This window comes from Microcystis sp. M44BS1, assembly GCF_020244875.1.
Classification (GTDB): Bacteria; Cyanobacteriota; Cyanobacteriia; order Cyanobacteriales; family Microcystaceae; genus Microcystis; species Microcystis panniformis.
In genome coordinates this window covers 1-9,940 of sequence record NZ_JADBVM010000265.1, presented here as the reverse complement: position 1 = coordinate 9,940, position 9,940 = coordinate 1, and the positions used below count along the sequence as shown (strand labels likewise).

Here is a 9,940-nt window from a genome sequence, read left to right as displayed (position 1 = left end):
TGCTGGTTCATCCACTGCGACTGTAACCGTTGACCCCACTGCTGACACTACAGTGGAAAATGATGAAACCGTCGCTTTAACTCTCGCGACCGGGACAGGTTATACGATAGGTACGACCACCGCAGTTACTGGGACAATTACGGGTGATGATACCATAAATGTAGCTGATTTACAGATTACTAATTTAGCTGCGACAACTAACCCCCTTTATACGGGTAAACAGTCATTTTTAACCTATAAAGTCGAAAATAAAGGTTTATCACCTGCTTCGGGAACTTGGACAGATAAAGTTTATCTTTCTACCGACAATAAATTTGATAGTAGTGATAGTCTAATTACTGAAACTACTTTCACCCCTAATATTCCTTTTAATTCCTTCTATGAGCGTAATATTCCCTTCTTTGCGCCCAAAAATGGGGGACAATACTATTTAATTGCTACCACAGATGCTAATAATACTGTTAATGAGGGTACAGGGTTAGGGGAACAGAATAACACCGTTATTACTCCCATTACGGTGATACCTGCTTATAAAGCTACGGTTTACACTGATACGGTAATTGGTACAAATAGACAAGCGGTGACATTGCGAGGAAATGCGGTTAATAATGCGGATAATTCCCCTGTACCTTTTGAGTTTGTCACCATCAGGATTGAAAATAACGGCACAATTCGGGAGTTAAGCGCCTTTACCGATGGAAATGGTAACTTTGTTAAGAGTTTTAACCCCTTACCCACAGAAGGGGGACAATATAACATTAATGCTTATTTCCCCAATAACCCCACCGAAGACACCGCACCGGAAGACAGTTTTCAACTGTTGGGGATGAAGTTTAATACCAGTCAAGTCACCAATAAGGTGATTGCAGATACTCCCTTTACAGGTACGGTGACGCTGGAAAATATTACTAATATTGGGATAACGGGAATTACCGCAACCGTTGATAGTGTAGTCCCTGGTTGGAATGTGCAGGTGAATACTCCCTCAAGTTTAGCAGGTTCAGGGAATAATACCCTTAGTTATACCATTACTGCACCGAATGACTCTTATATCACTCAAGATACCTTTAATATCAAGCTAACCAGTGCCGAAGGAGCGACGGCGGTATTACCTGTTAGTGTTAATTTAGAGCGTATTGTCCCCCGTTTAGTCGCTTCGACTAATTTAGTCAGCAGTGGAATGTTACGCGGTAATCAAACCGTTGTCGAGTTTCAGGTGACAAATGAAGGGGGAGGAATTGCTCAAAATATTGAGGTAGAGTTACCTAATGAACCTTGGTTAAAGTTAGCTTCTCCTGCGACTATTTCCGCATTAAAGCCGGGGGAATCGACAAAAGTTACTTTATTATTAACCCCTGATGCTAATTTACCCTTAACAGAATATTTTGGCAATTTCTTCTTAGATACAGAAGGAAATGATGGAGATTTATCGGTTAATTATAATTTCCGTGCCATCAGTGATGCCGTTGGGAATATCCAGATTAATACCGTTAATGAATTATTCTATTTTGCTGAAGGTTCGCCGAAGTTAGCCAATGCAACGGTGACATTACGGGATTATTTTACTAATGAAGTAATCGCCACTGCGGTGACAGATAATACGGGATTAATTAACCTGTCTAATATCAATGAGGGTTATTACAATTTAGAAATTAAAGCAGACAGACATGATACTTTCCGTCAGACTATTCAGTTAGATGCCGGGGAAACTGAGAATATTAACGCCTTTTTATCTCGTCAAACCGTGCAGTATAAATGGACTGTCACCCCGACAGAAATTGAGGATAAATATAACATCACCGTTGAGAGTGTTTTTGAAACGAATGTACCGATTCCTACGGTAGTAATTGATCCGCCTTTAATTGATTTAGAAGGATTAGATGTAGTTGGTCAAGTCATGCAAGTAGATATGACTTTGACTAATCATGGTTTAATTGCTGCCAATGATCTTAAGTTTAGTTTTAGCGATCATCCTTTCTATAAAATTGAACCTCTGATTAATAATATCGGTTCTTTAGGGGCAAAAAGTTCCTTAACTGTTCCTGTCAGAATTACTCGTATCGCTGATGAAAATACAGTTTTAAATAGTAGTCAAGAACTATCATTACAAAGTAGTGGCGAATTAGCAACTTTAGCTGCTGGTGGTGGTGGTTGTGGGATTTCAGGATCTCTTATTTATTCCTTTCCTTGTGGGGGTCAAGATGTTGGGAAATCAACAGGTATTGGGTTTAATAATGTAGCTGGTTCTGGTGGTTGTGGTGAACCCTGGACGTTTTGGTGGGGAAATTCGGGGTCAAGTGGTAGTAGTAGCATTGTTAGTGTGGGTAGTTCAGGAGGGTGTAGCAATGGTGGTGATGACGATGATGATTGTGATTTACCAGATATTTCTAGAACTATAGATGCGTCAGAAGTTCTTGAGCCTTTCATAAAAGCTGGCGAAACGGCTTTTAATACTCTATTAAAAAATCGAGTAGAGGTAGAACTTGACGTAGAAGCGAAAGCTGGTGCTAAAGGTTGTTGTGATGAAGAAAGTCTTTTAGGTATTGGTCTTGAATTTTTTGCAAATGCAAAAGTTGAAGCTGCAACTAAATTTGGACCTAACATAGAGATTGACTTTGATAAACATCTTGATTTAGAATTTGATTTAGAAGGATTGAATGGTCTAATAAAGGAAATAGAGCTTGATGGAGAAGCATCATTGGGAATAACAGCAGAGCCATTGGTATCCATCAGTGCAACTTACAAATCTGGTTGTAATTTTGATAAGCCAACCACAGAGATTGAAGGAACAATAGGAATAAATGTTCAAGCAGGTGGTTCAATAAATATTGATGCAAGAGCTTTAGTTGCAGAATCCGGTAAAGAGATTGAGTCAGTTGTTAATACCACATTGCAAGGAGAAGCGGGAATTTTTGGCGGAGCATCAGTTAAATTTGGCTACTCAGATGAGAAAGGTTGGTTTTTATCTACAGAAGGAAAAATTGAAGTTAAAGCGTTTGTTGATATCTTCGGTTATAAATATAGTCCTTACGACGATCCAAGTACATCAAATGTTGAGATTGGATACAATCTATTAACTGGTGAGTTAATTACAGAAAATGCTTTCACCTTAGAAGATGAAAGTGTATCAATATCTGAGGCTATAGAGAATTTGGAGAGGTTTGATGATCTGTTGTATCAAGAAGGACTAAAACTAGCAAAAGAATACGAACAGGAACAACAGAAAAATAACGGTGTATGTGCTCAAGTCCGCATCAGCATCGACCAAGAAGCGGTAATGACTCGCTCCGCCTTCCTTGGAAACCTCGAAATAGATAACGGTAACTCTACCAACCTAACTAACCTCTCCGTCACCCTACAAATTACCGACCAAAACGGCAACATAGTTAACAACCTCTTTGGCATCACTAACCCCATCCTGAAAAACATCACCGCAGTAGATGGTACTGGTATATTAACAGGTGATGACCCCAATACTTCCCAAAATGAAGGCTTAGGTAGTGCAGAATGGACATTTATCCCCACTAACCTCGCCGCACCCCAAACCGCTACCACTTACAACATCGGCGGTACTCTTTCCTACACCGAAAACGGACAAATTATTAACGTCCCCTTACTTTCCACGGGTATCACCGTCTTACCCCAAGCGGAATTATACCTAGACTACTTCCAATCCCGTAACGTCTATGGCGATGATCCCTTTACCGATGCTACTGAAATATCTGTACCCTTCGATCTCGCTGTCTTAGTCCAAAACAAAGGTTATGGCGACGCTAAAAACCTCAATATTACCTCATCTCAGCCCAAAATCATCGAAAATGAAAAGGGCTTACTCATTGATTTTAATATCATCGGTTCTCAACTCAACGGACAAGACGTTAACCCCTCTCTTAAAGTCAACTTTGGCGACATCAAAGCCGGAGAAACCGCCGTAGCTAACTGGTTACTCAAGTCCACCCTACAGGGTAAATTCATCGAATATAAAGCCACTTTTGAACACGTTAACGGACTTGGTAATAAAGAACTATCCTTAATCAAAGAAGTCAAAATCCATGAATTAATCAGTAAAGTCAAAGCAGACAGCGATAACCTGCCTGATTTCCTTGTTAATGATGTATTTGATGCCAAATTCTACCCCGATACTCTCTACTTTAGTAATGGTACTACCGCACCCGTTACCGCCATTGACACCGCAACCGTTGACGCACCTGTTACCATCTTTGATTTACAGGCACAAATCACCTTATCCCCCCCTTATCAAGGGGGGTTAGGGGGGATCGAACCGCCTCAAGGCTGGAATTACATCCGTTTAGAAGATCCTGCTAATGGACAATTCCAAATTAAACAGCTATTACGTTCTGATGGAACAGCGATCGCCCTAGATAACATCTGGCGCACAGATCGCACTTTCCCTGCTACAGGTCGCCCTAAATATGAAAATATATTACATTTTCTTGACAAAGACAGCACGGGGAGCTATACAATCACCTACGATAGTAACGACTCCGCATCGCCTCAAGTGCGAGAAATCATTGACGTTAGCCCAAATCCCCGTAATATTCCCGTTAATAACTTAACTGTTGTCTTTAGCGAGCCAATACGCGCTAATAGCTTCGATTATCAAGACCTTACCTTAACCCTTGATAACGGTGCCAACTTAATCACCAATGGGGTGACAATCAGCCAAATTGACCCCATAACCTTCCAAATCAACAACTTAACCAGTATTACGGGTAATATTGGACAATATCAACTCAGTGTTAATGCGACAGGTATCCAAGACTTAGCGGGTAACGCCGGAGCCGGTATTGTTAACGAAAACTGGACATTTACAGGAGATAAACCCGGTATTGCTTCAATTACTGGCTTTAACTCTACTTTAATTAACACTGCTGTTGATACCTTTGATGTCACCTTTACCGAGGCGATTATTCCCAATAGCTTCGACTATACCGACATCACCCTAAGACGCAACAATGGCGCAAGCTTAGTTAACAATACCGTTACCATTACCCAAATTGATGCGACTACCTTCCGAGTTGGCAATTTTGCCCAATTTACCAACATTGAGGGAGATTATCAACTCTTAGTCACCGCTAATGGTGTACAGGATACGGATAATAACAACGGTGTCGGGGGTAAAGGGTTTAACTGGGTACTTGATAACACTATTCCTACCCTTACCAGTATCACTAATGTCACCAGTCCTCGTAATACCGCAGTTAGTAGCCTAGAAATCAGCTTTTCTGAAGCAATAAAACCAGATACCCTCGATATTAATGACCTAACCTTAACCCGTGATGGTAGTGTTAATTTAATCACCAATACCGTCACCCTGGAAAAACGCAATGAAACCACCTACACTATCAAAGGGTTAAGCGGACTGCAAACCGATAACGGCGTTTACACCCTCACAGTTAATGGTACAGGGATCAAAGATACCGCCGGTAATAACATCAGTAACTCCCTGACCCAAAATTGGACATTAGACCGCATTCTTCCTGGTCTTCCTACTAATATACAAGTTACTGCTACTCCCTTCTCAGAACTACAAACTACCTCATTATCTACTCTCAACCAAGCGGGACAATATCGGGTAAATAGCCAAAATATCACCATTACAGGCGATTTAGCCGAATCTAATCTACGGGTTTACATCAAAGATCTAAACACTAATCAAGACTTAGGACAAGCAACCGTAACCGGAAGCCAATTTAGTAGCAATATTTCCCTACCTTCCCCCGGTTCTCGTAACCTAGAAATACGGGTAGAAGATATTGCAGGTAATACCGTCAATACTAGCTTAAGCGTCTTTGCTGATGTAACTAAACCCGCTATTAGCCAATTTTTAAATGTTCCTACCTCCACCCTTAACCCTGTCAATAGTATTGATGTTCAGTTTTCTGAAACTATTGACCTAAATACTTTTGATAAAAGTGATATTACCTTAACCCGTGATGGTATCCCCCTCACCCTACCTAATACCGTAACCGTTGAATATCTCTCAGGAACAACCTACCGCATTAACGGATTAGGCGACTTAACCAACACCCCCGGTATCTATAGCCTAAAAGTTGACGCAACCACCATCCAAGACAACGCCGGAAATAACGGAGACGCAGCCAAAACCACCAGCTTTAGCATTACTCCCCCTCCCACCCCAGGAGTCACCTTAACCCAAACAGCCGGAAATACCACCGTCACCGAAGGAGGTAACACCGATACCTACTCTCTCGTCCTCAAAACCCAACCCACTGCCGATGTCACCATTACCCTAACCAGTAACAATCAAATCACCCTCAATTCAACTAGCCTTACCTTCACCACAACCAACTGGAATACTCCCCAAAACGTCACCGTAACCGCAGTAGATGACACCCTAACAGAAGGGAATCATACTGCTACCATTACCCACAATATCAGCAGTACAGACACCAACTACAACGGGTTAACCATTGGGACGGTTAATGTCAATATTCAAGACAACGACGCAGAAATCAAAGGGACAGTTTGGAATGATATTGATGGCAATGCCGTTAATAATAGCGAACCCAATCTAGCAGGCTGGACAGTCTATTTAGATGCTAACAATAATGGGCAACTTGACACAGGAGAAACCACAACCCAAACCGATGTTAATGGTAACTACACCTTTAATAATCTACGCCCCAGAACCTATACTGTTGCCCAAATTGTCCAAGAGGGTTGGCAACAAACCTATCCTATTCTGAATATCACAACTACCGCCTCTGAGGTTGCGTTAGCCATTCCTACTTTAGACTTTATCACTGCCTCTGAATCTAGCTTAATTAACTTTAATCGTGCTAATTATCTTGTTCAAGAAGATGGCACTCCAGTTACAGAGTTTTGGCTAACACGCACGGGCGATGTGTCTAATTCAGTAACTGTGACACTCAACCTTTTAGATAGCACAGCTAAAGGTTGTAGTTGTGCCGCTAGTTCTGTCAATAATGATTTTAATAATGTTTCCTTTACCCTTACCTTTGCAGAGAATGAAACTAATAAACTAATTACGGTTCAAAATGCGATTCTCGGTAATCCCAACGCAATTAAGATTCGCAATGATAGCAAAGTGGAAGGCAATGAAACCTTTACCATTAAGCTCACTAACCCCACAGGGGGAGCAGTTATCGGGGAGCAAGGAACAGCAACGGTCACGATTTTAGACGATGAATCTCCTAGTTCTGTCACGCCCCTCTTAGAAAGTACCGGAACAACCCTCGCTGCTACAGGGGATGCTCAAGCCTTATCTCTCATTTCCCTCGATCAACTCTGGCAAGACTCCCGTTTCCTCGACTTTAAGGGCAAAAACTATAGCACCGTCATTATTGATACAGGCATTGACCTTAATCATCCCTTCTTTGGCCCCGATGCCAACAACGATGGCATTGCCGACAAAATTATTTATCAATACGACTTTGCTGATAATGATACTGATGCCAGCGATAAAAACAATCACGGTTCCCATGTGGCCAGCATTGTTTCCTCTGTCGCCCCTGATGCTAACTTAATTGTTCTCAAAGTCTTTAAAGATAGCGGTTCTGGCTCCTTTGCCGACCTCGAAAAAGCCCTGCAATGGATTAATGCCAAGGCCAATACCTACAATATTGCCTCGGTTAATCTCTCTATTGGAGATAGCCAAAATTGGACAACTGCGACTGGACGTTACGGTATTGGTGATGAATTAGCAGCGATCGCCAACCAGAATGTGATTATCTCAGCCGCCGCAGGAAACAGTTTCTATCAGTTCAATAGTACACAAGGATTAGCCTATCCCGCGAGCGATCCGAATGTGGTGGCAGTGGGTGCCGTTTGGTCAGGCAACTTTGGTGACTCTAAATCCTTTAGCGGTGGGGCCATTGATTACAGGACCAGTGCGGATCAAATTGCCAGTTTCTCTCAAAGAGATGATCTGTTTGGGGAAGTGTTTGCCCCCGGTATCCTGATTAGTGGGGCCAGTGCCACTGGGGGAACAGTGACGATGGGCGGAACCAGTCAAGCCGTTCCTTTCGTTACTGGATTGGCAACCCTTGCCCAGGAAATGGCCCAGGAGATTTTAGGGCGTTGGTTAAGTGTGAGCGAGTTCCGTTATTTACTCGATACCACCGGTGATTTGATTGTGGATGGGGATAACGAAAACGATAATGTGGTCAATACTGGACTCAGTTTTCCTCGCATTGATGCGCTGAAATTCGCCGAAGGTCTTTTGAGTCTTAATGGCATTACCCCCGATCCCAATGCTGGCAGTTCAGGCAGCAATACGGGCGGCAATTCTGCCACGTCTCCCAATACTGTCAGTCTGGTTCACACAGTTAATTTGGCGGCGGGTCAGGTAGCGACAGGGATTGACTTTGCTAATCAGACTGTTAACGTCGGCCCTACCGATTTAGCCTTAAGTGCGACCACAGTAAATGAAAATGTTCCTGTTAACACAGTGATAGGAACATTTTCTACCACAGACCCCGATACTGGCAATACCTTTACCTATAGTTTAATAGCAGGGACAGGAGATACAGATAACTCAGCATTCTCGATTGTAGGGAATCAATTACAGATTAATAATTCCCCAGATTTTGAAACCAAGAATAGTTACAGCATTCGAGTAAAAACCACCGACCAAGGGGGACTAAGTTTTGAGAAAACCTTGACAATTACTGTCAATGATGTTAATGAAACACCTACTAATCAAGCTCCCACAGCCCTAATTTTCCAAAATGCTGTCACCGAGTTAGCGGAAAATGTCGATGTCACCCCAGAATTTAAAGTCGCCGACCTCCTGATTGAAGATGATGGTTTAGGAACCAATAATCTCTTCCTCACGGGACGGGATAGGGAGCGCTTCTTAATTCAGAATTCGGCTCTTTTCTATGTCGGTTTTACTCCTAATTTTGAAGCTCAAAACAGTTACGAAGTCACTGTTAATGTGGACGATCCAACCGTTGGTGTCACCCCGGATATCACCCAAACCTTCACTTTAAACATCACCGATGTCAACGAAGCTCCCACAGCCCTAATTCTGGCCAATAGCACCAATGCGATCGCTGAAAATACCGATACCAGTCAAGGTGTCAAAGTTGCCGATATTCAGATCAGCGATGATGCCTTGGGGACAAATAGTCTTTCTTTGCTGGGCAGTGATCAGAGCAGTTTCCAGATTCGTGGCCGGGAATTATTCTTCATCGGTAAGGCTGATTTTGAAGCCCAATCCCTCTATAATCTGACGGTGGCGGTGACGGATACCACCCTCAAACCGGCTCCCAATGCCACGCCAGACGCAACGGTTAATTTCACCCTAGAAATTACCAATCTACCCGACCAAGCCGTTAATCCCCAAACCATCCAATTTAAAGATACGGGTAATGGACAAGGTTCTCTGGTTTTCAACTTCAGTAACTTGCCTGGTAGCATACAGGTGACAGCCATTGAGGAAGGACTCAAACAGACGGGAGCTTTCTTCAATAACGTTGTCGGTCTCTATCCAGTGGCGGATGACAACGGAGCCGTTTTTGACAGCCTCGATTTAGATGGAGATGGCAACGTGACCGAGTTAATTCAACCTGGTCAAGCGGGTTATGCGCGTACCGCCTTAAGTCAAGCGGTGAATAACTTCATTTTGCGGGCCAGTGGAGAAGGGGCAAACCAAAGCACCACCGCCGCTGAATTTAACGAAGGGGATGTGTTGTTGGAAGGGGGACGACGCTACGCACCCTTTGTCATTGCCAATGGCGGCAATCTGGGAGAAAGTCTGCAAGGGAGTATTCAGGCATTTTTGACCAAAAATCCCGATAACGTGGCGGCTACCCTAGAAAACTATATAAGTCATGAAGTGGCCTACTTCTCCTTTGGGGCGGCAAATCCCGATGGGGCGGAACATTTACGGTCAAGGGGGAATAATATCTTTGGCTTTGAGGATTTACCG

At 42.9% G+C, this 9,940-nt stretch carries 1 protein-coding gene; it reads left to right on the top strand.

Translation table 11 applies throughout. The features are described from left to right. A partial coding sequence (locus IM515_RS20345; protein ID WP_353847964.1) for a S8 family serine peptidase occupies positions 1-9,940 on the top strand: 9,940 nt, incomplete at both ends.